Origin of the sequence: Amycolatopsis sp. NBC_00345, from assembly GCF_036116635.1 — a bacterium.
GTDB lineage: Bacteria > Actinomycetota > Actinomycetes > Mycobacteriales > Pseudonocardiaceae > Amycolatopsis.
Genome location: NZ_CP107995.1, coordinates 2,661,037 through 2,687,858, shown reverse-complemented (window position 1 = coordinate 2,687,858; position 26,822 = coordinate 2,661,037). Strand labels below are relative to the sequence as shown.

The window sequence follows — 26,822 nt, the reverse complement described above, 5'->3', positions numbered from 1 at the left end:
AGCCTGCTCGTGCCGCCGACCGGGTGCGGGTGTCCCGCAAGACACTGGAGGCTGTCCGATGACCGCCGTGGAAACTGTGCCCGCCGTGTCCGAAGAAGTACCGGTGAAAGCCGCCGGGCTGTGGCGCACGGCCTGGGCGTTCCCGCAGACCAAGGTCGGCACGGTGCTCGCCGGGGTCGTGGTGCTGGTGGCGCTGCTCGGCCCGTGGCTCGGCCCGGTGCTGACCGGCTACAGCGCCACGGACTTCGCGGGCAAGCCGTTCAAGCCGGACGGGATCGCGGGCACCGACGGCCTCGGCCGCGACGTGCTCACCCGGTTCCTGGCCGGCGGCACCACCCTGCTGCTGTACGCGGTGCTCGCCACTGTGCTGGGCATGGTGCTGGGCACCCTGCTCGGCCTGGTCGCGGGCTACGGCGGCGGCTGGCTCGACAGCATCCTGATGCGTGGCAACGACGTCCTGCTGTCCTTCCCCCAGCTGGTCATCGCGCTGCTCGCGATCGCGGTGATCGGGCCGAAGGGCTGGCTGCTGGTGCTGGTGATCGGGCTGACGCACGCGCCCCGCACCGCGCGCGTCGCCCGCCAGGCCACGGTCGAGGTGCGGGACAACGACTACGTCCGCGCGGCCGAGATGTACGCGGTGCCGCGCGGGCAGATCCTGCTGCGCGAGATCCTGCCGAACATCACCGGCCCGATGATGGTGGAGCTGGGCCTGCGGCTGATCTGCTCCATCGGCTACATCGCGTCGCTGTCGTTCCTGGGCCTCGGCATCCAGCCGCCCACGGCCGACTGGGGCCTGATGATCAACGAGAACCGGATCGCGCTCGTCGTGCAGCCGTGGGGCGTGCTGCTGCCGGTGGTCGCGATCGCGCTGCTCGCCGTCGGCACCAACCTCGTGTTCGACTCGCTCGCCTCGGCCGCGGCCGGGCGCACCCGGGAGGCCCGCTCATGACCGAGCACTCGACCGGCCCCGCCGCGCTCGCCCTCGAGGTGACCGGGCTGGCGGTCCGGACGGCGGCGGGCCGCCGCGTGCTCGGCGGCGTCTCGTACGCGATCGCGCCCGGGGAGGTGCTCGCGCTGGTCGGCGAGTCCGGCTCCGGCAAGACCACGGCCGGGCTGGCCGCGCTCGGGCACTTCCGGCGCGGCCTGGTCTCCGCGGGCGGCGCGGTGACCGTGCGCCCCCGCGGCGGCGAGCCCGTCGACATCCTCGCCCTCGACGCCGCCGGGCGCCGGAAGCTGCGCGGCAACGTGATCGCCTACATCCCGCAGGACCCCGCGCTGTCGCTGAACCCGGCGTTGCGGATCGGCCTGCAGATCGCGGAAGTCCTGGAGACGCACGGCTATCCGGGCCCGGTCGAGGACCGCGTGGCCGAGGTGCTGGCCGAGGTCGGGCTGCCCGCGGACGAGGCCTACCGGCGCCGGTACCCGCACCAGCTCTCGGGCGGGCAGCAGCAGCGCGTGGGCATCGCGATGGCGTTCGCCTGCCGGCCGAGCGTGGTCGTGCTCGACGAGCCGACCACCGGGCTCGACGTGATGACCCAGGCGCTGGTGCTGGAGACCGTGCGCTCGTTGACGGCCGAGCACCGCGTCGCGGCGCTCTACATCACGCACGACCTGGCCGTGGTGGCGGAGCTGGCCGACCGGGTCGCGGTGATGTACCAGGGCGACGTGGTCGAGACCGGGCCCGCGGAGCAGGTCCTGCGACGGCCGGCGCACGCGTACACCCGGCGTCTGCTGTCGGTGGTGCCCGACCTCGACGCGGACGCGGGCGCCGCTCCCCCGCCGTCGGACGCGGTGCTGGCGGCGCGCGGGATCCACGTCTCCTTCGGCGACCTGCAGGTGCTGCGCGGCGTCGACGTCTCGGTGACACGCGGCGAATGCGTGCTGCTGCTGGGCGAATCCGGGTCCGGCAAGACCACGCTGTCGCAGTGCATCGCCGGGCTCGCGCGGGAGTACACCGGCACCGTCGCGCTGGAGGGCACGCCGCTCGCGGCCGCCACCCGGCAGCGCAGCAACGACGAGCGGCGGCGGATCCAGTACGTGTTCCAGAGCCCGTTCTCGTCGCTGAACCCGCGCAAGACCATCGCGCAGTCGATCGAGGTTCCGTTGGTACGGCTCACTTCGCTGTCGCGGACGCAGCGACGGGACCGCGTCGCCGAGATGCTGGACCGGGTCCGGCTCGGGCGCGAGCTGGCGAACCGGCTGCCCGACCAGCTCTCCGGCGGGGAACGGCAGCGGGCCGCGATCGCCCGCGCGCTCGTCACGACGCCGGACGTGCTGGTGTGCGACGAGGTGACGTCGGCACTCGACGTCTCGGTGCAGGCCACGATCGTCGAGCTGCTCGGCGAACTGCGACGGGAGCTGGGCATGGCGATGCTGTTCGTCACGCACAACATCGCGCTCGCGCCCGAAGTCGCCGACCGCGTCGCCGTTCTGCGCGGCGGGGAGATCGTGGAGGAGGGTACGGTCGATGACGTGCTGAGGGCCCCTTCGCATTCCTACACCCGCGAGCTGCTGGCGAATACGCCGCGGTTATGACGGTCCACGGCGAAGTACGGCCCGGGTTCGAGGCGGTGCGCTCGGCGTTCGCCGACATCGTCGCGGCTTCGTCGGGCGGCGTGGCGTTCAGCGTCGTACGCCGTGGGGAGCCGGTCGTGGAGCTGTGGGGCGGGTCGGCGGCGCCCGGCGTGCCGTGGGCGCGGGACACCCGGGTCGTGGTTTTCAGCGGTACCAAGGGAATCGTCGCGACCGTGGTCGCGATCCTCACCGCGCGCGGGCTGCTGGGCCCGGGCGAGCGCGTGGCGCGGTACTGGCCGGAGTTCGCCGCGGCCGGCAAGGCGGATGTGACGGTGTCGCAGGTGCTGGCGCACTCGGCGGGCCTGCCCTACGTCGAGCCGGACCTGCCGATGGCGGACAACGCGGCGAACGCCGCCGCCCTCGCCGCGCAACGTCCACTGTGGACGCCGGGCACGAAGGTGGCCTACCACGCGCTGACCTACGGCTACCTCGTCACCGAGCTGCTCCAGCGGGTCACCGGCGAACGCGTCGGCGAGCTGGTGCACGACCTGCTGGCCGCGCCACACGGCCTCGACCTGCGGCTGGGCACCCCGGAGCCGGTCCCGGTGGCGACGCTGCGGCGCGCGCCCGGCTACCGGATCAGCACGTTCCTGCAGGATCCCGAGCGGCGGCAGATCGTTTCCCGCATGTACCGCGGCCTGCTGGACTCGACCGACACGATGAACTCCCCCGCCTACCGCGGTGCCGAACTCGCGGCCGGCGGCGCCGTCGCCACGGCCCCTGCCATGGCGCGGCTGTACGACCTGCTGCTGACCGGCGCGCTGGCGCCCGCCGCCGTGCTGGCCCAGGCGACGCGCACCTGGTCCGAGGGCGTGGACGCGATCAACGACCGCCCCCTGCGCTTCGGCCTCGGCTACGAACTCGCCGACCCGATCGGCACCTACGGCCCTTCGACCGCGGACCCGGCCGCCTTCGGCCACTCCGGCGCCGGCGGCGGCCGCCACGGAGCGTGGCCGTCGCGCGGGGTGGGTTTTTCCTTCACGACCAACGAACTGCAGGCCGAGGACGTTGATGTGCGGGCGTCTTCCCTGCTGGCCGCGCTGGACGAGGCGCTCTGAGCCGGCGCGACCGTGTGCCGACGACACGAACCTGTAACGGACCGTAACAAACCGCCCAGGCCCGCGACTGACCACTCGACCCATTCGAGAGGATCACCGTGACCAGTCAGCAGCCCTACCCGCCCGCGGCCCCGTACCCCGCCGCCCTCCCCCGCAACGGCCTCGGCACCGCCGGGTTCGTGACCGGCCTTATCGGCCTGGTCTTCTCGCCCATCCCGTTCATCGGCGTGGTCGCGTGGCCGCTGGTGATCGTCGGGCTCATCCTGTCGATCCTCGGGTTCGCCCGGGCGAACAAGGGCGGGGCGACGAACAAGGGCCTCGCCCTCGCCGGGATCATCGTGTCGGCCCTCGGCCTGGTCATCTGCATCGTCTGGGTCGCCGCGTTCGGCAAGGCCGTCACGGACACCGCGAACTCACTGCCGGCCGCGCCGCCCGTGGCGTCGCTCGGCGCGCCCGCGGCCGGCGCCCCGAACGGAGCCGCCAAGCACACCGTCGTCTACAAGGTCACCGGGACCGGCAAGGCCGGCACGATCAGCTACACCAACGACGGCATGACCTCCAGCAGCACCGAATCGAACGTGAAGCTGCCGTGGCAGAAGAGCATCGAACTGCCCGACGGCCAGGCGTTCCAGCTGGTCAGCGTGATCGCCCAGGCCGGCGGCTCCGGCTCGATCCACGTGAGCATCGAGGTGGACGGCAAGGTGATCAAGGAGGCCGACGCGAGCGGCTACGGCGTCGCCACCGCCAACGGTGACATCGGGTCGTTCGGCCACTGAGTCCGTGCGGCTTTTGGTCCTGCCGGAACCGACGCTCCAGTCTCGACGCGAGCGCCAGGCCGTATAGGGCGTTATACAGAAGTCTCCCGTAGCCGGGTCTACGGTGGACGCATGCGGATCGTCTCGCTCCTTCCGGCCGCGACCGACCTGGTCGCGGAGCTGGGCCGGCTCGATGACCTGGTCGGCCGCACCCACGAGTGCGACTGGCCGCCGGGCGTCGAGGCGGTCCCCGTGGTCACCGCTGCCGATCTGGACGACGCGGTGCTCTCCAGCCGCGAGATCTCCGACGCCGTGGGCGGCTCGGCGCACCGCGGCTCGTCCCTCTACTCCGTGGACACCGCGCGGCTCGCCGGGCTCGCCCCCGACCTGGTCCTCACGCAAGACCTGTGCGAGGTCTGCGCCGTCTCCTACACCCGCGTCGCCGAGGCCGTGCGGATGCTCGACGCCGGGCCGCGGGTGCTGAGCCTCGAACCGCGGCGGCTGGCCGAAGTGCTCGGCTGCGTCACGACTCTCGGCGACGCACTGGGCGTTCCCGCGCTGGCCCGCGAACGGGTGCGGGCGCTGTCGGCGCGGCTGGACACCGTCCGCGCGAGCGTCGCCGGACGGCCGCACCCTCGGGTGGTGGCGCTCGAATGGCTCGACCCGCTGTGGCCCGCCGGGCATTGGGTGCCCGAGCAGATCACCGCGGCCGGCGGCACACCGCTGCTGGCCGAACCCGGCGAGCACACCCGGCCGATGCCGTGGGACGCCGTGGTCGCCGCCCGCCCGGACGTTCTGCTGGTACTGCCGTGCGGCTTCGCCCCGGACCGCACCGCTGCCGAACTGCCCCTGCTCACCGGGCTGCCCGGCTGGGACCAGCTGCCCGCCGTCCGCGCGGGCGAGGTCTGGCTGCTGGACGGCCCGTCCTACTTCAACCGCCCGGGCCCCCGCGTGGTGCGCGGCGCCGAGATCCTGGCGTCGGTCCTGCACGGGGTCGAGGCCACTCCCCCGGTGTCCACTGCGGAGGCCCGGCGAATCTGAACACGACGTTACCGCGCCGGCCGGAAAACGACTCCCACGATCCCGCTGGAGAACGTCGTCGTCTGGACGGCCGTGAGGTCGAACGCGGCCACCCCGGAGAAGAGCGCGAGCCCGGAGCCGAGCACGACCGGGTGAACGAGCAGCCGGTACTCGTCGATCAGGCCGAGCTCGACCAGGCTCCGGGCGAAGGAAGCGCCACCGTGGGCGAGCAGGTCCTTGCCCGGTTCCGCTTTGAGCGCCGCGATCTCCGCGGCGAGGTCGGCGCCGAGTACGCGGGTGTCGTCCCAGCCGTCGGCCGGCGGCACGACGGGCAGCCCGGCCTCGCGCTGCGCGTCAACCGCATTGCGCAACGCGGTTGTCGGCTCGGATTCCCGGGTGCCGGATCGCGAGAACGCGATCTTCGGGATGGCGTTCATCGGGGCGGCCAGCGGTTCGGTGGACGTCGGCCAGTAGCCGGCCATGTCGGCGTAGGTGCGCCGGCCGACCAGGTGGGCCCCCGCCTGCCACAGCGTCTGCTCGATCCAGGCCGTGGCCTCGGGATCGAGGGTGCGCATGATCCAGTCGATCTGACCGCCGGGCCCGGCGACATACCCGTCGAAGCTCATCGACATCTTCAATACCAGTCGCCTCATGAGACGGTTCCTTCCTCGGCAAGCACTGACAGCCGGTGCAGGCTGTCGGTCCAGCCGTCGCTCATTCCGGCGAGGTTTTCCCGCGCTTCGGGGGTGGCGTGCAGTACTTCTACCCGGACTGTCACCTCGGTTTCCGGGCCACGGGCGGCGAAATCGGCCGTGACGCGGTTTTCCAGCCGGCGGCTGCCGTCCGGATTCAGCAGGGCAACGGTGAAGACCATCTGCGCCGGCGGGTCGATCACCTGCAGGGTGCCGACGTTCAGGTACTCGTCGCCGTCCGGCGAGCGCATCAGGATGCGCAGGCGGCCACCGGGCCGCGGGTCGATCGCGCACTCCGGATTGGTGAAGCCGTGCGGCCCCCACCATTGCGCGAGATGACGCGATTCGGTCCACAGCCGCCACACCAGACTCCGTTCGGCCTTCACGGTGCGGGTGACGACGACCTCGCGCGGCGAGAGCAGCGCGTCCTCAATCCTCAGTGGGCGCGGCATCGGCGGATTCCCCCCGTTTCACGGTCTGCGCATAGGCGTCGAGCCGGTCCAGGCTCTGCTCCCAGAACCGGCGGTAGCCTTCGAGCCATTCCGACAGCTCGCCCATGGGCTCGGCGGCGAGGGCGCAGGGCCGCCACTGCGCGTCCCGGCTCCTGGTCACCAGCCCGGCCTTCTCCAGGGTGCGGATGTGCATCGACACCGCCGGGAGCGACAGGTCGAACGGTTCGGCCAGCTCGGTCACCGACTTCGGCCCCGCGGTCAGCCGGTCGAGAATCTCGCGGCGCACCGGATGCGCGAGCGCGCCGAGGGTGCGATCCAGGGTTTCCATCGTCGTGCTCGTCCCCTCCTCGGGCCCGTCCAGCAGTGCATTTAAGGAATACCTTAAATACGCCACAAGCACAAGCGCTCGCAGTCGACGTGCTGAAGCGGAGCAGCCCGCCCGGCTCCCCCACCGGGCCTCAGGCCGTGACGATCTCGGCGAAGTCGTGGATCAGCCGCGAGCGGCGGGAGGCCATCCAGGCCAGGCTCACCTGGTTCGGCGGGAGGTCGGCGACGGGCACGCACGCCACGTCCGCCCGGGTGTAGTACTCCGAAGTGGACAGTGGCACGATCGCGATCCCCAGCCCGGCCGCGACGTGCTCCAGCTTCTCTTCGATGCTGTGGAACCCGTGCGCCCGGGGCCGGCCGCCGACCCGCAGCTCCTCGGCGATGTCCCGCCACTCCGGCACGGCGTCGGGATCGTTGAGCAGGTGCTCCGCGGCGAGGTCGGTGATGTTCACGGACTCCTTGCCCGCCAAGCGATGCGTGGCCGGCAGCACCGCGACGCGGGGCTCTTCGAACATCGGCCGCACGGACAGGCCGCGCGGCTCGACCGGCAGCCGGACCACGCTGACGTCCGCCCGGCCGTCGTGCAGCACCTCGGTCTGGTCGTCCCAGGTGGTCCGGACCAGCTCGACCTCCAGCCCGGGGTGGCGGGCGGTCAGCGCCCGCACGGCTTCGGTGACCGTGATGCCGGGCATGAAGCCGATGGTGAAGCTCGCCGTGCCGCGCGCCGCCCGGGCCACGCGCCGTTTCAGCGCGTCCGCCGCCGCGAGCAGCGGCCGGCTGTCCTCCAGCAGCTGACGCCCGGCGGCGGTCAGCTCCGTGGAACGCCGGTCCCGGACGAACAGCTGCGCGCGCAGCTCGTCCTCCAGCGCGCGCACCTGCCGCGACAGCACGGGCTGCGCGATGTGCAGCCGCTCCGCCGCCCGGCCGAAGTGAAGTTCCTCGGCCACGGCAACGAAATACCGGACCTTCCGCAGGTCGACGTCCACCGGCGGGCCTCCCGTCCCTGTTCAGGCCCCCAGGGTAGGCCAGTTCCCGCGGCCGCGGCGGGCACCGGCCGCCGGGCGCGCCGAACGCGGGCCGGAGCGCGGCCAGGCGCGCCCGGCGAGCGGTGACCGGTGACCGGGACGCCGGTCCAGTTTGGTCACCCGGCGAAGCGGCCCACCGCCACGAAAGCGGCCAGCACCAGCAGCACCACGTTGACCGGCACCGCCTTCGGCTCCTTGCGCCGCGCGTGCACCACGATCGCGCCGGCCGCCACGATCACCAGGCCGACGGCCGCGATCGGCGTCAGCACCGGCGCGATGTCCAGCGCCCAGGGCAGGATCAGCCCGATCGCGCCGAGCACCTCGGCGAGCGCGATGAGCTTCACCGCTCCGGCCGAAAAGTCGTTGACCCAGCCCAGGTTCGGGTTCTCCAGCAGCTTCTCCCGCGGCGTCACCAGCTTCATGCCGCCCGCGCCCAGGTAAACCGCCGCGGTGACGCCCGCGAAAACCCACAACAGAATATTCATACTGCCTCCCGGACCAGCCCGCCCTCGAATAGTTGAACGCTATACCGTTCGAGAGCGGACCGTCGAGACGCGCGGGCTCAGTGCGGCGTGACCGTGACCGACTGGTGCGGACGGAGCTTGATCTTCCGGCTCCAGCTCCCCGCGCGCAGCTCTGTCTCGGTGCCGCCGACGCTGCGCACGGTCGCCCTCGTGACCTTGCCGTGGCGCCACTCCAGGTCCACTTCGAACCCGCCCCGCGCGCCGATCCCGGTCACGCGCCCGGAGTCCGCCCAAGCCGAGGGCAGCGCCGGCAGGAATTCGATCACGCCGGCGCGGGAGTACAGCAGCATCTCCAGCATCGCGGTCGGCGCGCCGAGGTTCGCGTCGATCTGGAAGATCGTGTAGCTGCCCTGGCTGTACATGTCGAAGAAGTTCGCCGCCGTGCCGTTGCCGTTGTCCACCGAGGGCCGCAGCACGGTGAGGAACAGCTGGTACGCGCGGTCGGCGTCCTTCAGCCGCGCCCAGCAGGACGACCGCCAGGCGCAGCCCCAGCCGAAGCTGTCCATGCCGCGCGCGACGAGCAGGTTCCGCACCCCGTCCAGCAGCTCGGCCGGAGCGGTGTCGGTGGTGATCCGGTCGCCGGGGAAGAACCCGATCAACGGCGAGAGGTGCCGGTGCGCCGTCTCGCCGAGGTTGTCCGGCGAGAGCCACTCCTGCAGCCAGCCGGTGACCGGGCTGACCGTCGGCAGGTGCAGCCGCGCCTGCAGGCCGGAGACCGTCTTCCCGTACGGGCGGTCGCGGCCGAGCAGCTCGGTCGCCTCCCGGTAGTGGCCGAACAGGTTGTGGACGATCTCCTGCGAGTAGGTGTTGCCCTTCGTGTCCTGCGGGCCGTGCTCGGGCGACCAGTCGGCGTCGTCGACGAGCACGACCTTGCCGTCCACGGTCATCTCGATCAGCCGGGACTCCCAGAACTCGCACGCGCCCTTCAGCAGCGGGTAGATCCGGGCGAGGTAGGCGCGGTCCTGGGTGAACGCGTAGTGGTCCCACAGGTTGTTGCACAGCCAGGCGTTGCCGCCCGGGTGCCACCACCAGCCGGAGCCGCCGTAGATGTTGGTGGAGAACGCCACCGCCCAGCCGGCGATCTTCCCGCTGGAGTTGCGGAACCGGTTGCGCGGGTCGTTGAACAGCCGCTGCGTGGTGTCGCTCCAGGACGGTAGCTGCGCCAGGCAGTAGTCGGCCAACGCGGCGAAGGACGAGGACAGCCCGGCGCGGTCGGGCAGCCAGTAGTTCATCTGGATGTTGATGTCGGTGTGGTAGTCGCTCATCCAGTCCGGCGTGTTGTTGTTCAGCCACAGCCCCTGCAGGCTGATCGGCAGGCTGTCGCGCGAGCCGGTGATCACGAGGTAACGGCCGAACTGCAGGTAGCTGGCTTCCAGCTCGGGGTCGGGCGTGGCGGGATCGGCGTGGCGCGCGGTCAGGCGCGACCACGAGTCGAGCGCGCGCTTGCTGTCCGGCGACCGTCCCAGGTCGACGGTCATCCGCTCGTACAGCCGCCGGTAGTCCTGGACGTGCGTGGCCAGCAGCGCGGTGCCGGACGCGGCGGCCGAGGCCTTCGCCTTGCCGGCGGCCACTGTGGACGGTTCCGCCGCCGCGTCCAGGTAGTCGCGCGCGGCGTCGGGCACGTAGTTGGTGCCGCCGCAGACCACGATCACCACCTCGGCGCAGCCGGTGAAGGTGACGTCGGTGCCGTTGACCGCGACCCGGCCGCCCCGGCTCGCGGCGGTGACGACGGAGGCGTACTTCAGCCCGTTGTCGAACTTGCCGCCGAGCGAGACGACCCCGTCGCCCGCCGTCGGCGTCTCGCCGCGGGTCCCCTCCAGCGTCACCGAGCCGGTGTAGGAGCCGCCGCCCTGCTGGCTCAGCCGGATCACCACGACGTCGTCGGGATGGCTCGCGTAGACCTCACGCCGGTACTTCGCGCCCCCGACGCCGTACGTCGCGGTGACCAGCCCGTTGCTCAGGTCCAGGGCGCGCCGGTAGCCGGACACCCCGGTGTGCCCGGGAATCTTGAGCCGCACCTTGGCGAGCAGGCCGAAGCTGCCGAACTGGACGCGCTCGTAGGGGAACTGGCCGTCGGAGTCCAGCTCGTCGTTGAGCGTGCCGGTCCAGAGCGACGCGTCGGTGAAGTAGAGGAAGTCCGCCGCGGGGTCTCCGCCGACCAGGCCACCGATCCGACCATTCCCGATCGGGAGGGCCTGCTCGATGACGTGCTCCTCCACCGCCGGCGCGGGGTACCAGAGCGTGGTCGCGGCGGGGTCGGCGACGAGGTCCGCGGTCGCCGGGCGGGCGGGCGCGGCTTGCGCGGTGAACGGGCGAAACCCGCTCAAAGCGAAGCCGGCGCCCACCGCTCCGCCGAGCTTGAGGAAGGTCCGCCGGGTGGGGGGCACAGGGAGGTTCGGCATGACGGGTCCGTTCGGCGTTGAAGGCGGAAACCGGTCGGGATGCGGTCGTGACTGTGGTCGTGCAGCCCGGCAAACATATGATGTCTGCCCGAACCCGGTCAAGAATCTTCCGAATTAACGTCCACGCCGAACGGCGGGAACCGCGGTTGTCCAGAACAGGGGACAGCGACCAGATCACACCCGTCAGGGGAAGCCGAGCACCCGATCCGGTGTTGCCATGGGGCAGGACCGGCACGCGAAGGGGCACGTCGCAGATGGCTTTCCACTCTCCCGAAGACCGCCCGGCCGAGTACGACCGCAGCCGGCTCGCCGTGGACCTGCCGGTCGCCGGGCTGGTGATCGCCGCGCTCGCGCACTGGATCCGGGGCGCGCCGGCCGACGCGCTGATCTTCTTCGCCGCCGCCGTCCTGCTGCTGTTCACCGAGCGCCACGGCGCCGCCGGGCTGGGCGACTCGGCGATGCTGGGCGCGCCCGCGCGGCTGCCCGGGCTCAGCCTGGTCGTGGCCGTCGCGCTGGTGGCGCTGGTGTTCGGCCGCGAGACCGTGCCGATGCTCCTGACCGTCTCCGCGATCGGCCTCGGCGCGCTGGTCCTCGAGTGGCGGGAGCCGTCCGTGCCCGCGACGGACCCGGCGCCCCGGCGTGGCTGGGTCTGGGTCGCGGTGGCCGTCGGCTGGTGTGTCTGGGAGCTGGTCTCGTTCGTCTACGAGCAGGCGGCCGGCGGCCTCTCGCTCACCCATCCGACGATGAGCGACCTGGTCGACCCGATGCTGGACAACCGCGTCGTGCAGGCGCTGGCGCTCGGCGTCTGGGCCGCCGCCGGCCTGGCCATGCTGCGCGCCGCCGCGGCGAGGAGGCGGGCGTGAACAGCAGGCTAGTCACCGAAATCGGGTTCGGCGTGATCGTGTTCGCCGCCGTGGCCCTGTGGGGCGCGAGCCACCTGTTCCCGAAGAAGATCCCGCCGCTCACCACCGTGCTGGCCGCGCTGATGCGCAAGCGCTCGACGCGGATCGCGCTCGTGCTCGCGTGGTGGTGGGTCGGCTGGCACTTCTTCGTGCAGAGCTGACGCGGGCGGTGCGTTCCGGCCCTCCCCCGGCCGTGACGCACCGCCCGCCGCGCTTCAGCAGTTGCTGGGCGCGGGCTTGCCGTTCAGCCGGTCGTGCAGGTAGGCCAGCGCGCCGGGCGCGCCCTGCACCGCGACCGTGACGTGGTCGCCGACCGGGATCCGGTTGTACTGCACCGGAACCCCCTGCGCGCAATAGGTGCTCACCAGCTTGTCCACCGGCGGCGTGAGCGCCAGCTCGTCGAAGATGCCCTGGTAGAAGTAGATCGGCGAGCCGGGCTTGAAGCGGCCCATGGTGTTCTCGGCGATCACCTGCTTCACCGCGGGCACGTCGAGCAGCTGCGGCACCGTCGTGTAGTCGCTCATCCGGCGGAACGCCTGGCTCACGCTGAACTGGTTGATGCACTGCTTCCCGGTGTCGGCCCAGGCCTGCTTGCCACGGGCGTTCAGCAGCTGGTCCGTGTTGATCTCCGGGTACGCGCGGCTGAGGCCGACGGCGGCCCCGATGTAGATCCCGGACAACGGCCCGCCGTCGATGCGCCGGGCGACGTAACCGAGGTCCGCGGGCACCCCGCCGGCCGCGACGCCGGCGAACTTCAGCTCCGGCGCGTAGGACGGCTGGATCTCGTTGGCCCATTCGCTCGCGAGCGCGCCGCCCGAGTAGCCGATCAGCCCGGTCGGCGTGGCCGGGCCCGCGAGCCCGGCCGGGCCGAACGACTGGGCCGCGCGGATGCCGTCGAGCACCCCGTGGGCGGTGTTGACCGAGGCGGTCCACTCCGAGTTCGGGCCCTCGTAGTCGGCCGTGACCACGGTGTACCCGGCAGCCGCCAGCGGAAGCATCAGCGCCAGCTCTTCGGCTGGGAGCGCGGTGCCGGTGGCCAGTGCGTACGACGGCGCGCAGTCGGTGCTGAGCCCGTCCTGCGCGGTCTGGTACGACACGAGCTTCCGGCCGCCGGACGGCGCGGGGCCGGACGGCTGCAGGACCGTCGCGACGTCCGCGATCGGGTTGCCGCGCGTGTCGTTGGAGCGGTACTTCACCTGCCACGCCTGGACGGGCACGGGCAGGGTGAGCGCGCGGATGGTGACCGGGCGCGAGTCGAGCACGGTGCCCGGCGCGGCGTCCGGGAACGGCGCGGGCTGGGCGTAGAACGGGTCGTCCGCGGGGTTCGGCGGCAGCGCGGCGGCGGCCCCGGGCGGCGCGGCCGCGGTCAGGGCCGTGGCGGTGAGCGCCACGGCGGCGAGCGTGCTGGCGAGTGCGGAGAGCTTTCGGCGGATGTCGACGCTGACAGTGGGCACGAGACCTCCTACTCGATACCGACCGGTATCGAGTGAGATGCCTACCAGATGACCTGGATCACAGTCAATGAAAAACCTCCAGGTGAGGGGGTTGTAGCGTGACGGCCATGGCTGCCTCTCCTGCCCCACGCCGCCGCCCGGCCCGGGCCGAAACCCGGCGTCGGATCATCGACGCCGCCACCGAGGTGTTCGCCCGCCAGGGCATCGCGGCGACGTCGCTGAACGAGATCGCGGCCGCGGCCGGGCTGACCAAGGGCGCGGTCTACTCGAACTTCTCCGGGCGCGACGACCTCGTGCTGACGATCATGGAGGAGCACATCGTCGACCGGATGCACTTGGCCACCACGGTGTTCAGCGACCTGGCCGACCTCGACGAGGCCACCGCGGAGGCCGGCGCGCGGCTGGCGAGCGGCATCGACACCGACGCGACGTGGCACCGGCTGCTGCTGGAGTACTGGGGCATCGCGATGCGGAACCCGACCGTCCACAGCGGACTCGCGCGGCGTCGCGCCCAGCTGCGCGAAGCCGTCACCACGGCGATAGCCAAAGCCGCGTCACAGCACGGCCTCGACTTGCCGCTGCCGCCGGAGCAGCTGGCGGTGGTGGTGCTCGCGCTGTCCAACGGGCTGGCCGTGGAGCGCGGTGTCGAGGCCGCCGCCGTGCCGGACACGCTGTTCAGCGACGTGCTGAAGCTCCTGGTGACCCCGCGGGAGGTCAGCGGTAACGCAACGCCGCCGGATCCGTCCGCTCCGCCAGGTACTGGTCGAACGTGATCACGCCGTCCGCATGGTCCGGCGCGAGGTTGCCGCCCGCGGCGTAGGCGCCGAAAAGCTTGCCCGGTAAGCGAACCGGCAGCACGCGGCGGCTGCGCCCGGACGCGGCGAGCACCGCCCGCGCCAGGTCCGCGGCCGGCCGCACCTCGGGCCCGCCGAAGTCGGGCACCCGGCCCGCGGGATCGCCGACGGCCAGCTCGGCCAGTCGCCCGGCGACGTCGCGGACGTCCACCGGCTGGAACCGCCAGTTCGGCGCCGGGACGACCGGCAGCCGGGCCGCGCCCGCCAGGATCGTCCGGACCAGCGCGTGGAACTGCGTCGCGCGCAGGATCGTGTACGGCAGCCCGGAGCCCGCGATCAGCTCCTCGGCCGCGAGCTTCGCGCGGTAGTACCCGAGCGGCACCCGGTCCACGCCGACGATCGAGACGTACACCAGGTGCGGCAACGTCCCCGCCCAGCGCGCGGCCTCCACGAGCGTCCGCACGGTCTCGACCTCGCGCCGGTAATCGGTGGCCCAGTAGTCGGTGGCACAGTGGACGACCACGTCGGCGCCGGCCAGCGCGGTGTTGACCCCGCGCCCGGTCCGCAGGTCGCCGACCACCCAGTCCACGCCGCCGCCGTTTCCCGGGCCATTCGCACCGCGACCGCCGCCCGAGCCGTCACGATCCTCGCCGCGATCGCCACCCGGGCAGCTCGCGCCGCCGCCGTCCCGCGCCGCCGCGTTCCCGGTGTGCCGCCGCCGGCTCAGCGCGCGCAGGCGCTCCCCCGCCAGCCGCTCCACGACCACACTGCCGAGCTGACCGGTCGCCCCGGTCACCAGGATCCGTTCCGGCACGCCGGCCACCTTCCCGCCTCCGCCGCCCGCCCCGGGCGGCTGCACCCGGCCATCCTGGCACGACAGCGGGCTGCCCGGCAGCGCTCATCACTCACGTCCTTGGTGCGGAGTCCGTCAAGGCCTCCTTACCCGCGTGGGACGCTGGTAAGGAGGCCTTGACGGACTTTGACTCGCGGTACTAGTTGCGGTTGATCGTGAAGGTGCTGGTCGTGTTCTTGATGTCCTGGTAGTTGCCGCTCATCGTCAGGTTGGTGAAGCTCACCGAGCCGACAGCCGGGCCCTGGCCCGCCTCCGGCAGCTCGTTGGCCCACAGCCCGAAGCCGGACTTCGCGTCGTACGCGTCCCCGCTGCGCTGGGCGCCCGTGATGCTGATGTTGGTCAGCTGGGTGTCCTGGAACGTGTTCTGCGCCTGCCCGCCGACGTAGTTCGTCTGGAACATGATGCCGCTGTAGGTCGGGCTGCTGATGTCCGCATCGGACACCCGGATGCCGCGGAACTCCTTCGACGCCGAGAACATCCAGATCCCGGGGAACGTCTGCGCGCCCCAGAAGTGGCCGCCGGCCCGCACGATCGACGCGTTCTGCACCGTCGTCGGTTGTGGCCCGAAGCCGAGGAACGGGTAGCCGAAGTCCAGCGACGAGATGGTGATGCCGGAGTACGCCAGCGTGTCGGCGATGTAGAGGTTGCGGAAGGTGTTGTTGTAACCCCCGTACACCGCCAGGCCCGCCGCGCGCCACGGGAGCAGCGCGGTGAGGTTCTCGAACACGTTGTCGAACTGGTTGCCCGGGTTGTTGTCGGTGGCGGCGAACAGCGCGAAGCTGTCGTCACCGGTGGACCGGGCCTCCACGTTGGTCACGTGGTTGCCGGTGCTGCCGTTGGTGAGGTTGATCCCGTCGGCGAAGGTGTCGCGGATCCGGGAGTTCTGGATCGTGGTGCCGTCCACATTGGTGCCCCACACCATGCACACCTGGTGTTCCACCCAGATGTTGTCGATGGTCAGGTTCGAGACGTTCGAGAGGTCGAACACCTTGCCGGGGCCGTCGATCCGCGACGTGTAGTTGCCGAACACCGCGAAGCCGGAGAACGTGGTGCCGTTCGCCGTCGCGTCCGCGCGGAACCCGATGTCGGTGTTCTCCTGGCCCGAGGGCGCGAGGAACCGGGTGAACCACGGGCCGGCGCCGACGACCTTGAGCGCCTTGCCGTACACCTGGACCTTGCCCGACATCTGGTAGTCGCCCGCCGGCAGGTAGACGCCGGTGAGCGTGCTGTCCTGCCGCGCCTTGTCGAGCGCGTTCTGCACGTCCTGCTGGGTGAAGCCGGCCGGCACCGCGTAGTGCGCCGGGTCCGGGTTGGCCTGCGCGGTCGCCTGCTCGAAGTTCACGAAGTCGATCGCGTAGTTCGTGCTGTTGGCCGCGTCCTTCTGCAGTTTGATCTTGCTGCCCGCCGGCACGGTGGTGCCGAGCAGCAGGCTCGCCTCGTCGTAGACGTGCCGCGGGCTGGCCGCGCCGGGCGAGTTGCCCGGGCCGGTTTCCGCGCCGTAGAGCCACGAATAGTGCGAGGTCAGGTCGATCGCCTTGAGGAAGGTGCCGTTGACGTAGACGTTCAGCGAGGAGGTGATCCCGCCGCCGCCCGCGGAGTCCGGGATGGAGAACCGCGTGACGAGGGTGTTCGTCGACGCCCGCGTGGTGAACTCGACCGAGCTGCCGGTCGAGTTCAGCGTGACGGCCTTGCGGCCGGAGGCCTCACCCGCGAGGTCGCCGATCGTCCGGTTCGGCCCGATCACCTGCGCGCCGCCCGCGACCACGCCGTCTTCCGCCTCGTACGAGTCGTACGGCATGTTCGCGCCGCGGCCCACGAACAGCGACTGGGTCACGGTGTTGTTGGCCTGCTTCACCGGCAGCTCGTTGGCGTCCACGGCCACGACCGTTTTCACGGTGTACTTGCCGTTGCCCGCCGTCCAGGTGCCGAGGTTGACCGCGCCGGTCGACGCGCCGGCCGCGATCGCGCCGGAGTACGAGCCGGTGAGCGTCTTGACCACCGCGCCACTGGTCGCGTCCGAGACGGTCACGGTGATCCCGTGCGCGCCGCTCGCCGAAGCGACCGAGCCGTTGTTCTTCAGCGACGTGGAGAAGGTGACGGTGTTGCCCGCGGACGGGTTGTTCGGCGTCCAGCCGGTGGCCGGCACCAGGTCGGAACTCTGCACGGGGGTGACGACCAGCGCGTTCGGCGCCGTGAAGCTGTTGTTGCCCTCGTTCTGCTCGATGACCTTGTTGTCCTCGTCCACCTTCGCGGTGAGCTGGTAGCTGCCCGCGTCACGCGTGCCGATGTTCGCCGACACGGTGCTGGACGCGCCCGCCGCGAGCGCGCCGACCTGCGCGGTGCCCACCTTCGTGGTGCCCAGGTACAGGTTCACGTCGGTGGCCCCGGAGGCCAGCGTCCCGGCGTTGCGCACCGTCGCGGAGACGGTCACCGGGTCGGACTCGACCGGCGCGGCCGGCGTCCAGCCGAGGGTGGTCACGGTCAGGTCCGGGTTCGGCGCGGGCACGCCGAAGACCTGGAACTCCGCGGCCTGTCCGCCGCCGGCGCCGGTGTTCGCGGTGAACCGCAGGCGGACATCGGCGACCCGGCCGCTGACCGGAATGGTCACCGTGTTGCCGCTGGCCGGGCTGAACGCGTAGCTCGCCGCGGCCACCAGCGTGGTGAACGCCGACGAGGCCTGCTCGCGGCCCTCGATCGCGAACGTCTGGCTGCGGTTGCCCCACGAGGCGTCCGGGTTGAGCTTCACCACGACCTGGTTCACGTCGGCGTTCGAGCCGAGCGCGACGCTGAGCAGGTTCGGGTAGGTCCCGCCGCCGCCCTCCCAGTAGGTGGTCAGGCTGTTGTCGTTCGCGTTCGCCGCGACGAAGGTGAACTCCGTGGACGACGCCGTGATCGCCTTGCCCAGCGCGAGGTTCGTGCCGGCCTGGCTGCCGGTGCGGGTCACGGTCGTGCTGTTGCCGGACTGGTTGCCCGCCGCGTCCTTGGCGCGCACGAAGTACGCCACCGTGGTGCCGTCGGGCTGGCTGTCCGTGTAGGTCAGCACGTTGCCCGCAACGCTGCTTCGCAAGGTGTTGTTGGCATAGATGTCGTAGCCGGTCACCCCGACGTTGTCGGTGGCGGCGGTCCACGTCAGACGGATCTGCCCGGTGGCCGGCTGGGTGAGGGCGGGGTTGCCGGGCGCGGACGGCGCCTGCGTGTCACCCGTCGCGGGCCCGTGCACCTCGAACTCCGAGAGCTGCGCGGCGGCCCAGCCGGTGTTGGCCGTGATGTTCAGCCGGACGTACCGCGTGGTCGTCGCGGAGAAGTCGACCGTCACGGTGTTGCCGGACGCGGGGTCGAAGCGGTAGCCCGCCGAGGCGACGAGCGTGCTGAACGACGAGCCGTCCGTGCTGCCCTGGACCGAGAGCGTCTCGGTGCGGGCCTCCCAGCCGGTCGGCAGTTTCAGGACCACCTGGCTGGTGCTGACCGCCGATCCGAGATCGGCCTGCACCCACTGCGGGAAGGCGTTGTTCGCGCTTTCCCAGTAGCTGGCCTGGTTTCCGTCGGTCGCGTTGGCCACCGGGTACGCGCCCAGCGAGCTGGACGCGGTGTACGTCGCGGCAGCGGCCGGGCCCACGGCGGACGGGTGAGCGTCCACTTCGGACAGTTGTCCGACGGGCGCGCCGCTGTTGCCGGTGACGTCGACCCGCACGTACCGCGTCATGGTCGGGGCGAAGTGGAGGTCGACGGTGTTCTTCGCGGCCGGGTCGAAGGTGTAGCCGGCCGAGCTCTCGATCGTGGAGAACTGCTCGCCGTCGAGGCTGCCGAGCAGGGTGAGGGTCTGCTTCCGGGCCGCCCAGCCCGCGGGCAGCTTCAGGGTGACGCCGTCGATGCTGCTCGCGTGGCCCAGGTCGAGCTGGGCCCACTGCGGCAGGGCGGCGCTCTGCCAGACGGTGTCCTGGTCACCGTCGTTCAGCGCCGCCGCCGACGACGCGGAGCTGCTCGCGGTGGCCGCGGGGGCGGCCGAGCCGGTGGCGGGGACGAGCACGGCGGTGCTCGCGAAGAGGAGGGACAGGGTGGCGAACGTCGCCGCGCGCGGCAACAGTCGCTTCGGTCTCATGAGCTTTCCTCAGGTCCGTGGGGAGGGGGAGACGGGGGGCCCGCGGCCGGGCGCGGGAGCGAGGAGAACACGAGGCGCGGGGATATGCGCGGGGGGTGCGCACGGGCGGCGCGCGCGCAGCGGGGACCGTCTTCACCGGGCACCTCTCCGTTGAGGGGGCGAGATCTTCCTCGGTGCTGCTGCTGATTCTCAGTGACCTGTCGTCTTCTTGCACTGATTCGTTCAAGAATTACAGTGCGGTCGAGCCCAAGTCAACGGTTCGCGGCGCACGAAAAGGACACGCCGCGCGACCGGTGGGCCGCGCGGCGTGTCCTGGTGATCGAGAAGAGGCGGTTACCGCACCGCGCCGAGGCGGACGGTGTGGGTCGAGCCCGCCTTGAGGGGCTCGCCGCAGTGGGCGCAGACCGTGGCCAGCTTCAGCTCTTCACCACAGTCGTGCTCGTACACGGTGGGCGGCGGGCCCTGGTGGACGTACTTGTCGCCCCACTGCATCAGGCCGAGCAGGATCGGCTGCAGCGCGCGGGCGGCCTCGGTCGGCCGGTACTCGAACCGCGGCGGATGGTCCTCGTACTGGCGCTTCTCCAGCACGCCGGCATCGACGAGCTTGCGCAGCCGGGCGGCGAGGATGTCCCGGCTGGCGCCGGTGTTCTCGGCGATCTGGTTGAACCGCCGCTCCCCCAGCATGACCTCGCGCAGGGCGAGCAGGCTCCACCGTTCGCCGACCACCTCGAGCGCCTCCGCGATCGAACACTCGCGTCCGCGCGCCGCCATCCGAGCCACCTCCGCACACCTGAGATTGAAAACCCAACCTAGCACGTCAACGCTGGACTGTGAGGTGTCCGACAACGTACGTCCAGCCAGTTGTCTTTTCCAACCGACTCGGCGTAGAACTGAGTTCTCGACGAGGAGGCAGGCTCATGACGGACGCAGTCATCATCGACGCGGTACGCACGCCGATCGGGAAGGGCAAGCCGAACGGGCGGCTGGCCGGGGTGCACCCGGTCGACCTGCACGCGCACGTCCTCCGGTCACTGGTGGAGCGGACCGGCATCGACCCGGCGCGGATCGACGACGTGATCAGCGGCGCGGTCGGCCAGATCGGCGAGCAGAGCATGAACACCGCCCGCTGGGCCGCGCTCGCCGCGGGCCTGCCGGAGTCGGTGCCGGCGGTGACCGTCGACCGTCAGTGCGGCAGCAGCCAGCAGGCGATCCACTTCGCCGCGCAGGGGGTGATCAGCGGCGCGTACGACGTGGTGGTCGCGTCGGGTGTCGAGTCCATGAGCCGGGTGCCGATGGGCAGCCAGGTGGCCGGCCAGGACCCGTTCGGCCAGGGGGTCGCCGCGCGTTATCCCGAGGGCCTGGTGCCGCAGGGCATCAGCGCCGAACTGATCGCCGAGCGCTGGAACCTGACCCGCGCGCAGCTCGACGCTTACTCGGCCGAAAGCCACCGCCGGGCCGCTTCGGCTTGGCACGACGGGAAGTTCGCCGGTGAGGTCGCCGCACTGAAGGCGCCGGGGCCGGACGGCACGCTGGTGGACGTGACCACGGACGAGTCCGTGCGCCCGGGCACCACCCCCGAGATCCTGGCGGGCCTCCGGCCGGCGTTCCGCGCGGATCACTGGGAGCAGCGCTTCCCGCAGCTCGGCTGGCACGTGACGGCGGGCAACGCCTCGCCGATCAACGACGGCTCCGCGGCCGTGCTGATCACCAGCAGCGACACCGCGAAGAAGCTGGGCCTCAAGCCCCGCGCCCGGCTGCACACCTTCGCCGTCGTCGGCGACGACCCGCTGTACATGCTCACCGGCGTCATCCCGGCCACCCGCAAGGTGCTCGACCGCGCCGGGCTGAAGCTGTCCGACATCAACGCCTTCGAGGTCAACGAGGCGTTCGCCAGCGTGGTACTGGCCTGGCAGGCCGAGATCGGCGCCGACCTGGCGAAAGTCAACGTCAACGGCGGCGCCATCGCCCTCGGCCACCCGCTCGGCGCGAGCGGCGCGCGGCTCATGACGAGCCTGCTGTCCGTGCTGGAGCAGACCGGCGGCCGCTACGGCCTGCAGACGATGTGCGAGGCGGGCGGCCTCGCCAACGCGACCATCATCGAACGGCTCTGAGCTGGTGGACGTGCCCTGAAGGCCACCATGAGGGCACGCCCGGCCCTGAAGGCCACCTTCAGGGCCGATACGACCCTCAAGGTGGCCTTCAGGGCCAACAACTCAGGACTCTTCGGCTTCCAGCCCGTCGCGGTCCGCCCACTCCAGCAGGGTGTCCAGGGAGTACGCCGTGTCGTCGATGCCCGCGTGCAGGTCGCCCAGCTCGGCGAACCGCGCGGGCACCGTCGCGATGGTGCACTCGCGCGGTTCGACGTCGTCGACCTCGTCCCAGCGGATCGGCGTCGAGACCGTCGCCTCGGGCACGCCGCGCACCGAGTACGCGCTGGCGATCGTGTGGTCGCGGGCGTTCTGGTTGTAGTCCACGAACAGCTTCTTCGGGTCACGGTCCTTGCGCCACCAGGTCGTGGTCACCTCGTCGGGCGCGCGCCGCTCCACCTCGCGCGCGAACGCCAGCGCGGCGCGGCGCACCTCGGCGAAGCCCCACCGCGGCTCGATCCGCACGTAGATGTGCAGCCCGCTGCCACCGGAGGTCTTGGGCCAGCCCACGGCGCCGAGCTCGTCGAGGACCTCGTGCGTCACGTGCGCGACCCGGCGGACCGTGTCGAACCCGCACTCCGGCATCGGGTCGAGGTCGATCCGCCACTCGTCCGGCTGCTCCGTGTCGGCCCGGCGCGAGTTCCACGGATGGAACTCCACAGTGGACATCTGCACCGCCCACACCACGTGGGCCAGCTCGGTCACGCACAGCTCGTCGGCGTGCCGGCCGTAGCGCGGGAAGTGCACGCGCACGGTCTCCAGCCACGGCGGCGCGCCGTTCGGCACCCGCTTCTGGTGCACCTTCTGCCCCGCGACGCCGGACGGGAACCGGTGCAGCATGCACGGCCGCTCCCGCAGCGCGCGGACGATCCCGTCCCCGACGGAGAGGTAGTACCGGACGAGGTCGAGCTTCGTCTCGCCGCGCGCCGGGAAGTACACCCGGTCCGGGCTCGAGACGCGCACCGTCCGGTCCCCGACCTCGAGCTCCACCGCCGAGTCTTTGGCCATGGTGGTGACGGTAGCCGCTGGTACGGCCGCCCGCGATCAGGCGCGGACCAGCCGCACCCAGCCGTCACCCGTGGCCGGCGAGTACAGCTGCCAGGTGTCCGGGCCGGAGATCGGCGTCCAGCTCCACTGCAGCCGGTAGTCCACCGGCCGCGGCCGCTGCGCGCGGTCGAGCCAGTGGTAGTCCAGCCGCAGCAGGAAGCCGCCCACCGCGCCGGACTCCGCGATGCGCGCGTCCACGAGCGGGACCACCCGGCCCTGGTCGGCGAAGGTGTCCACCATCGTGCACTCGCAGAAGTACGCCAGTGTCCCGATTTCCGGCGGCGCGGCCACCGTGCCGTCGCCGACCAGTGCGCCGACCGCCCGGCCGACCCGCGCGTAGTCGGCCGAGGTCGACCAGTTGCCGAAGATCGGCGGCGTCGTCCACGGCACGCCCCGGTGCACGTCGAGGTACCCGGCCGGCAGCACCGCCGCCGCGGCCGCCAGGCCCGCCACTGTCACGGCGGTCCCGCGCAGCCCGGCCCGTCCCCGCGCCAGCGTGGCGAGATACCCGGCACCCACCACGAAGACGGTCGTCAGCGCGACGATCGGCGCCACGTAATACCACTGGTACGGCGGCACCCCGAGGCCCGAGTACGCCGCGTAGTAGGCCAGCCCGCCGAGGCCGAGTACCCCGACCGGACCGAACCGCTCGGCCCCGCGACGCCTGACCCCGAGCCGGCCCAGCCAGGCGAGCAGCACCAGCAGCCCCGCCACCGCGGGCGCGAACGAGACCAGCGTGGCCTTCCAGCGTTTCGGGTCCAGGTAGTAGGCCGGGCCGTTGCCGTAGCTGTACTCGCCGAACGCGCCCTGGGTGGTTTTGATCAGGAACGTGTCCGGGATGGCCGAGCCGAGCGCGAACCAGCTGAACACGAACCACGGCAGGCAGACCGCGAGCGCGACCGCCACCAGCGGCAGCAGCCGGCGGCGCAGCGCGCCCACGCCCAGCGCCAGCAGCACCACGAAGATGACCAGGTCCAGCCGCACCAGCACGGCGAACCCGGCGACCACGCCGAAGCCGACCGCGCGGCCCTCCAGCGCGTATGCCGTGAGCAGCAGCAGGGCGGCCGAGATCAGCTGCACCTCCAGGCCCGTCGCCGACAGCACGAAGGGGTTCACCAGTACTGCCGCGGTGCCCGCGACGGCGGTGCCGAACGGCAGCCGCAACGCGCGGGCGATCCGCGCCCAGGACCAGCCGACGGCCGTCATCGCGGCGACGAACACGATGCCGGCTCCGGCCACCGGGTGCACCTGCCCGCCGGCGACCCTGGTCAGCGTGCCCCCGAGCGCGAGCAGGATGACGTTCAGCGGCGAGGTGGCCGAGTTGGCCGTCTCGGCGCCGACCAGGCCCCAGTGAAAGTGCTCCGCGAGGTTCCGGGCGTAGCCGAGCGTGATGTAGGAGTCGTCGATCAGGCTCCCGCGCACGCCCAGCCACACCACGGCGGAGACGACGGCGGCCGCGGCCGGCCACAGCAGGGACCGGCCGCGGCCGGGTCTCGGAACTTCCCCGGCTTCCGCCACGGGGGTCATCGTGTGCATCTCAGGCTCCGTCCGCTCGTACGAGGTACAGCTCCTGCGTGCCCGCCCAGGGGGACGCGATCCGCCAGTGCGCCAACGCGTTCGCCGGCGCCGGCTGCCCCAGCCGCGTCGGGGTGAGCGCGAATTCCGGCGTGATCGGCGGAACGCCGTAGTCGAAGTACTCGAAGTTCAGATCGATCAGCTTCTGGCCGAGCTCGCTCGTGGTGGCCTTGCGCTGCTCGATGGCCGGGCCGACGGCGCCGCGGTCGTCGAACAGGTCGACGATCGAGCAGCCGCAACTGTAGGCCAGCACGCCGATCTCCCCGCCGCTGCGGACCGTCCCGCGGCCGACGAGCTTGCCCAGCTCGGCGCCGATCTGCTCGTACTGCGCGGTGGTGGTGTGGTTCGACATGATCGGCGCGAACGCCCGCGGCAGGCCGGTCGAGACGTAGTTCCCCACCCCGGCGACCACGAGCGCGGCGGCGGCCAGCGCCGCCGGGATCCCCCCGGCCCGGCGTAACGGCACCGGCGCGCGCCCGGCCAGCGCCGCGACCGCCGCGGCCAGGAAGATCGTGGTGACGACGATGCTCGGCCCGTAATACCAGTGGTACGGCGGCACGTGCAGCCGCGAGTACGCCAGGTAGTGCAGGACCCCGGCCGGGACCAGCGCGCCGAACGGCAGCAGCGCGGCCGAGGCCGGGCCGCGGCGAGCGAGCGTCGCCAGCCAGCCGAGGAAGGCCAACGCGCCGAGCGCCGCCGGCAGGAACGAGAGCCAGGTCGCCCACGGGTACTCGCCCGCGTACAGCACCGGGCCGTTCGAGAAGTCGTAGGCGCCCCAGGACTTCTGCAGGGTCTTGATGATCAGCGTGTCCGGCACCGCCGAGCCGAGCACCACCCAGCTGAAGGCGAACCACGGGACCGTGACCACCAGCGCGGCCAGGACCGACTTGCCCATCCCGGCCCAGAACCGCTTACGCAGCAAGAAGATCGCCAGCGCGAGCAGCACCAGGTCCACGCGGATCAGCACCAGCACCCCGGCGGCCACGCCGAGCAGCACCGGCCGCCGTTCCACGGCGAAGACCAGCAGCGCCACCACCGCCGCCGCGCCGAACTCCACCTCGAGGCCGATCGAGGAGATCAGCAGCGGGTTCACCGTGAGCAGCAGGACGGCCAGCGGCGAGAACCACGACGGCAGGCCCGCCCGGTCCCCCACCCGCCGCAGCCCGGCGGCGATGACCACCTGGCACAGCACGTAGAGGATCCCGGCGGCGAGCACGGCGTTCCGCACCACGAAGGTGAGCGCGCCGAGCACCAGCACGCTCAGCGGCGAGGTCGCCGTGTTCGACGTGCCCAGCTCGATCAGGCCCCAGTGCCCGTGGAACGCGAGGTTCCGGGCGTAGGACAGCGTGATGAACGTGTCGTCGATCAGGTGCGGCCGGAAGAGGGCGAACGCGCCCGCCGAAAGCACCGCGACGACGACGGGCAGCAGCCACTGCCGCCCGTCGCGCGGGCTCTCAGTGGTGACGGCGGAGCCGGGGTCTGCGGGCACGGATTCGGTCAAGGGCACGGGTCGGGTTCCCTCGCGGGGTCGGGCCGATGCGCATTACGCGCGCACCAGCGTGAAGTGGCCGACACCCTTGGCCGCCGAGTACACCGTCCACGAGTCGGGACCGGAAGCCGGGCCCTTGTCGTAGAGGAGCCGGTAGTCTACCGGGCGCGGTTGCTGCGCCCGATCGAACCAGTGGTAATTGATGCGCAGGCCGAGCCGGGTCACCTCACCGCTGTCCGCGAGCCGCTTCCGGACGATGTCCGCGACCTGGCTGCGGTCGGAGAACACGTCGAGGATCTGGCAGTCGCAGTAGTACGCGAGCGTGCCGATTTCCCCCGGCCCGGCGACCGAAGCGCCGTTCAGCCGCTTGCCGAGCGCCTGGCCGACCCGGGCGTAGTCGGTCGAGCTGGCCCAGTTGCCGAAGATGACCGGCGACGGCCACGGCACGCCCTGCGCCAGGTCCAGCACGATCGTGCTCGCCACGACGACCCAGGCGAGGCCGAGCGCCAGCCGCGGCGGGCCGGGGCGAAGTTCCGGGCTCTCCTCGGCTTTCGAAAGCCACACCCCCGCCAGCAGCACGCCGAACATGCCCGTGGTGACCACCGGCGTCACGTAGTACCAGTGGTAGGGACCGACCCCGAGCGTCGAGTAGACGATGTAGTAGAGGACCCCGCCCGCGCCGAGCCCGACCACCGGGGCGAGCGCCGGGAAGTCCTCCCACCGCCGCGCGAACCGCACGCCCAGCCACGCGAGCAGCACGACCACGCCGACGAGCGCCGAGGCGAAGGTGAGCATCACCGTCACCGGCTGGTAGAGGAAGTACATCATCGGGCCGCTGAAGTAGCCCCAGGCGCCGAACAGGCCGTCCTGGTCCTGCTTGATCACCAGGGTGTCCGGGATGAACGAGCCGAGCGCGAACCAGCTGAACAGGAACCACGGCGCGGCCACCAGCACCGCGGTGCCGAACGCGCGCCAGAAGTGCTTGCGGATCCCCGCCGAGCAGAAGGTGATGACCAGGACGAACACGATCAGGTCCAGCCGGGTCAGCACGGTGAGCGCGGCGGCCACGCCGAACAGCACCGGCCTGCCCTCGACCGCGAACACGGTGAGCCAGATCAGGATCGCCGGCACCAGCAGGACCTCGAGCCCGGTCGCCGACAGCAGGAACGGGTTCACCACGACCACGACCACGCCGAGCAGCCCGACCCACGAGGCGAGCTTGAACGCGCGCGTCAGCCGCAGCCACGCCCAGCCGAGCGCGCCGCTCGACAGCACGGTCAGCGCGCCGAGCGCGAACACCGGGTGCGCCGCGCCGGTGATCCGGGTGACGAACGTGAGCAGGCCGAGCAGCAGCACGTCGAGCGGCGAGGTGGCCGAGTTCGCCGTGCTGCCCGGCACGAGGGCCCATTCGCCGTGCAGCGCGAGGTTCTTCGCGTAGGACAGCGTGATGTAACCGTCGTCGGTCAAACTCCCGCGCACGAGCAGGAACGTCAGCAGGCCCAGCAGGGCCGCGGCCCAGGGCAACCATCGAAAGCGCACGGAGCGTGACCGTACGGCACTGTGCGACCGGGGCTTGACGCGACTGCCCGCGTCCTCCGGCATCGTGACCACTGACTCATCCACCGACATGGTC

The 26,822-nt window shown here is 71.7% G+C and carries 23 protein-coding genes; 9 read left to right on the top strand and 14 right to left on the bottom strand.

Going from position 1 to position 26,822, the window contains the following annotated elements; genetic code table 11:
• Positions 1-58 precede the first annotated feature (58 nt).
• The 5 genes from OG943_RS11945 (at position 59) to OG943_RS11925 (ending at position 5,428) form a co-directional block, all read left to right on the top strand.
• The gene (locus tag OG943_RS11945; RefSeq protein ID WP_328609801.1) at positions 59-949 is read left to right on the top strand and encodes an ABC transporter permease; all 891 of its coding nucleotides are present in this window, start codon (positions 59-61) and stop codon (positions 947-949) included.
• Positions 946-2,535, top strand: coding sequence for an ABC transporter ATP-binding protein (locus tag OG943_RS11940; protein ID WP_328609800.1), 1,590 nt, complete (start codon positions 946-948; stop codon positions 2,533-2,535). Before OG943_RS11945 ends, OG943_RS11940 begins: the two co-directional genes overlap by 4 nt.
• Positions 2,532-3,632 carry a serine hydrolase domain-containing protein gene (locus OG943_RS11935; RefSeq protein WP_328609799.1) on the top strand — a complete coding sequence of 367 codons (1,101 nt, stop codon included), beginning with the start codon at positions 2,532-2,534 and terminating at the stop codon, positions 3,630-3,632. The genes OG943_RS11940 and OG943_RS11935 overlap by 4 nt, the downstream gene beginning before the upstream one ends.
• Positions 3,633-3,730: 98 nt before the next feature.
• On the top strand, positions 3,731-4,408 hold the full coding sequence (locus tag OG943_RS11930; RefSeq protein WP_328609798.1) for a DUF4190 domain-containing protein: 678 nt from the start codon (positions 3,731-3,733) through the stop codon (positions 4,406-4,408).
• Between the two features lie 111 nt (positions 4,409-4,519).
• Positions 4,520-5,428 carry a cobalamin-binding protein gene (locus tag OG943_RS11925; RefSeq protein WP_328609797.1) on the top strand — a complete coding sequence of 303 codons (909 nt, stop codon included), beginning with the start codon at positions 4,520-4,522 and terminating at the stop codon, positions 5,426-5,428.
• An 8-nt stretch (positions 5,429-5,436) separates the two neighbouring features.
• Here the strand turns inward: OG943_RS11925 and OG943_RS11920 are convergent, their stop codons facing one another.
• From OG943_RS11920 to OG943_RS11895, 6 genes are all read right to left on the bottom strand, one after another.
• The gene (locus OG943_RS11920; protein WP_328609796.1) at positions 5,437-6,060 is read right to left on the bottom strand and encodes a dihydrofolate reductase family protein; all 624 of its coding nucleotides are present in this window, start codon (positions 6,058-6,060) and stop codon (positions 5,437-5,439) included.
• On the bottom strand, positions 6,057-6,551 hold the full coding sequence (locus tag OG943_RS11915) for an SRPBCC family protein (protein ID WP_328609795.1): 495 nt from the start codon (positions 6,549-6,551) through the stop codon (positions 6,057-6,059). The genes OG943_RS11920 and OG943_RS11915 overlap by 4 nt, the downstream gene beginning before the upstream one ends.
• Positions 6,529-6,879 (bottom strand): ArsR/SmtB family transcription factor, encoded by a 351-nt coding sequence (locus OG943_RS11910; protein ID WP_328609794.1) that lies wholly within the window; start codon positions 6,877-6,879, stop codon positions 6,529-6,531. Before OG943_RS11910 ends, OG943_RS11915 begins: the two co-directional genes overlap by 23 nt.
• Before the next feature lie 130 nt (positions 6,880-7,009).
• Positions 7,010-7,864, bottom strand: coding sequence for a LysR family transcriptional regulator (locus tag OG943_RS11905; RefSeq protein WP_328609793.1), 855 nt, complete (start codon positions 7,862-7,864; stop codon positions 7,010-7,012).
• A 155-nt stretch (positions 7,865-8,019) separates the two neighbouring features.
• On the bottom strand, positions 8,020-8,388 hold the full coding sequence (locus tag OG943_RS11900; RefSeq protein WP_328609792.1) for a DoxX family protein: 369 nt from the start codon (positions 8,386-8,388) through the stop codon (positions 8,020-8,022).
• 77 nt (positions 8,389-8,465) lie between these two features.
• Positions 8,466-10,829 (bottom strand): glycoside hydrolase family 95 protein, encoded by a 2,364-nt coding sequence (locus OG943_RS11895; protein WP_328609791.1) that lies wholly within the window; start codon positions 10,827-10,829, stop codon positions 8,466-8,468.
• 254 nt (positions 10,830-11,083) lie between these two features.
• Here OG943_RS11895 and OG943_RS11890 point away from each other — a divergent pair, with 254 nt between their 5' ends.
• Positions 11,084-11,692 carry a hypothetical protein gene (locus OG943_RS11890; protein WP_328609790.1) on the top strand — a complete coding sequence of 203 codons (609 nt, stop codon included), beginning with the start codon at positions 11,084-11,086 and terminating at the stop codon, positions 11,690-11,692.
• Positions 11,689-11,892 (top strand): DUF6186 family protein, encoded by a 204-nt coding sequence (locus tag OG943_RS11885; protein WP_091613970.1) that lies wholly within the window; start codon positions 11,689-11,691, stop codon positions 11,890-11,892. The genes OG943_RS11890 and OG943_RS11885 overlap by 4 nt, the downstream gene beginning before the upstream one ends.
• Before the next feature lie 54 nt (positions 11,893-11,946).
• Here OG943_RS11885 and OG943_RS11880 read toward each other — a convergent pair whose 3' ends face one another.
• A complete protein-coding gene (locus OG943_RS11880; protein WP_328609789.1) occupies positions 11,947-13,185 on the bottom strand; it encodes a lipase family protein in 1,239 nt (412 codons plus the stop codon).
• Between the two features lie 107 nt (positions 13,186-13,292).
• Here OG943_RS11880 and OG943_RS11875 point away from each other — a divergent pair, with 107 nt between their 5' ends.
• Complete coding sequence (locus OG943_RS11875; protein WP_328609788.1) at positions 13,293-13,958, top strand: TetR/AcrR family transcriptional regulator; 666 nt, start codon at positions 13,293-13,295, stop codon at positions 13,956-13,958.
• Here the strand turns inward: OG943_RS11875 and OG943_RS11870 are convergent.
• The 3 genes from OG943_RS11870 to OG943_RS11860 form a co-directional block, all read right to left on the bottom strand.
• Positions 13,900-14,793 carry an SDR family oxidoreductase gene (locus OG943_RS11870; protein ID WP_442874707.1) on the bottom strand — a complete coding sequence of 298 codons (894 nt, stop codon included), beginning with the start codon at positions 14,791-14,793 and terminating at the stop codon, positions 13,900-13,902. The genes OG943_RS11875 and OG943_RS11870 overlap by 59 nt on opposite strands.
• A gap of 178 nt (positions 14,794-14,971) precedes the next feature.
• The gene (locus OG943_RS11865) at positions 14,972-18,931 is read right to left on the bottom strand and encodes a discoidin domain-containing protein (RefSeq protein ID WP_328609787.1); all 3,960 of its coding nucleotides are present in this window, start codon (positions 18,929-18,931) and stop codon (positions 14,972-14,974) included.
• A 333-nt stretch (positions 18,932-19,264) separates the two neighbouring features.
• Positions 19,265-19,702: a winged helix-turn-helix transcriptional regulator gene (locus OG943_RS11860; RefSeq protein ID WP_328609786.1), complete on the bottom strand. Its 438-nt coding sequence runs from the start codon at positions 19,700-19,702 to the stop codon at positions 19,265-19,267.
• A 146-nt stretch (positions 19,703-19,848) separates the two neighbouring features.
• Here OG943_RS11860 and OG943_RS11855 point away from each other — a divergent pair, with 146 nt between their 5' ends.
• A complete protein-coding gene (locus OG943_RS11855) occupies positions 19,849-21,042 on the top strand; it encodes a thiolase family protein (RefSeq protein WP_328609785.1) in 1,194 nt (397 codons plus the stop codon).
• Between the two features lie 102 nt (positions 21,043-21,144).
• Here the strand turns inward: OG943_RS11855 and ligD are convergent, their stop codons facing one another.
• From ligD to OG943_RS11835, 4 genes are read right to left on the bottom strand one after another with little or no spacing between them, the layout of a single operon-like run.
• Complete coding sequence (gene ligD / locus OG943_RS11850; RefSeq protein ID WP_328609784.1) at positions 21,145-22,086, bottom strand: non-homologous end-joining DNA ligase; 942 nt, start codon at positions 22,084-22,086, stop codon at positions 21,145-21,147.
• Between the two features lie 36 nt (positions 22,087-22,122).
• On the bottom strand, positions 22,123-23,652 hold the full coding sequence (locus OG943_RS11845) for a hypothetical protein (RefSeq protein ID WP_328609783.1): 1,530 nt from the start codon (positions 23,650-23,652) through the stop codon (positions 22,123-22,125).
• 10 nt (positions 23,653-23,662) lie between these two features.
• Positions 23,663-25,207, bottom strand: a complete 1,545-nt coding sequence (locus OG943_RS11840; RefSeq protein ID WP_328609782.1) for a hypothetical protein — start codon at positions 25,205-25,207, stop codon at positions 23,663-23,665.
• Between the two features lie 36 nt (positions 25,208-25,243).
• A complete protein-coding gene (locus OG943_RS11835; protein WP_328609781.1) occupies positions 25,244-26,728 on the bottom strand; it encodes a hypothetical protein in 1,485 nt (494 codons plus the stop codon).
• Between the last annotated feature and the right edge of the window lie 94 nt (positions 26,729-26,822).

Coding starts and splice junctions, on each gene's coding strand:
- OG943_RS11845 (WP_328609783.1), bottom strand. CDS start 23,652: ATGACCCCCGTGGCGGAAGCCGGGGAAGTTCCGAGACCCGGCCGCGGC.
- OG943_RS11925 (WP_328609797.1), top strand. CDS start 4,520: ATGCGGATCGTCTCGCTCCTTCCGGCCGCGACCGACCTGGTCGCGGAG.
- OG943_RS11860 (WP_328609786.1), bottom strand. CDS start 19,702: ATGGCGGCGCGCGGACGCGAGTGTTCGATCGCGGAGGCGCTCGAGGTG.
- OG943_RS11915 (WP_328609795.1), bottom strand. CDS start 6,551: ATGCCGCGCCCACTGAGGATTGAGGACGCGCTGCTCTCGCCGCGCGAG.
- OG943_RS11935 (WP_328609799.1), top strand. CDS start 2,532: ATGACGGTCCACGGCGAAGTACGGCCCGGGTTCGAGGCGGTGCGCTCG.
- OG943_RS11855 (WP_328609785.1), top strand. CDS start 19,849: ATGACGGACGCAGTCATCATCGACGCGGTACGCACGCCGATCGGGAAG.
- OG943_RS11890 (WP_328609790.1), top strand. CDS start 11,084: ATGGCTTTCCACTCTCCCGAAGACCGCCCGGCCGAGTACGACCGCAGC.
- OG943_RS11875 (WP_328609788.1), top strand. CDS start 13,293: ATGGCTGCCTCTCCTGCCCCACGCCGCCGCCCGGCCCGGGCCGAAACC.
- OG943_RS11865 (WP_328609787.1), bottom strand. CDS start 18,931: ATGAGACCGAAGCGACTGTTGCCGCGCGCGGCGACGTTCGCCACCCTG.
- OG943_RS11910 (WP_328609794.1), bottom strand. CDS start 6,879: ATGGAAACCCTGGATCGCACCCTCGGCGCGCTCGCGCATCCGGTGCGC.
- OG943_RS11940 (WP_328609800.1), top strand. CDS start 946: ATGACCGAGCACTCGACCGGCCCCGCCGCGCTCGCCCTCGAGGTGACC.
- ligD (WP_328609784.1), bottom strand. CDS start 22,086: ATGGCCAAAGACTCGGCGGTGGAGCTCGAGGTCGGGGACCGGACGGTG.
- OG943_RS11900 (WP_328609792.1), bottom strand. CDS start 8,388: ATGAATATTCTGTTGTGGGTTTTCGCGGGCGTCACCGCGGCGGTTTAC.
- OG943_RS11895 (WP_328609791.1), bottom strand. CDS start 10,829: ATGCCGAACCTCCCTGTGCCCCCCACCCGGCGGACCTTCCTCAAGCTC.
- OG943_RS11945 (WP_328609801.1), top strand. CDS start 59: ATGACCGCCGTGGAAACTGTGCCCGCCGTGTCCGAAGAAGTACCGGTG.
- OG943_RS11920 (WP_328609796.1), bottom strand. CDS start 6,060: ATGAGGCGACTGGTATTGAAGATGTCGATGAGCTTCGACGGGTATGTC.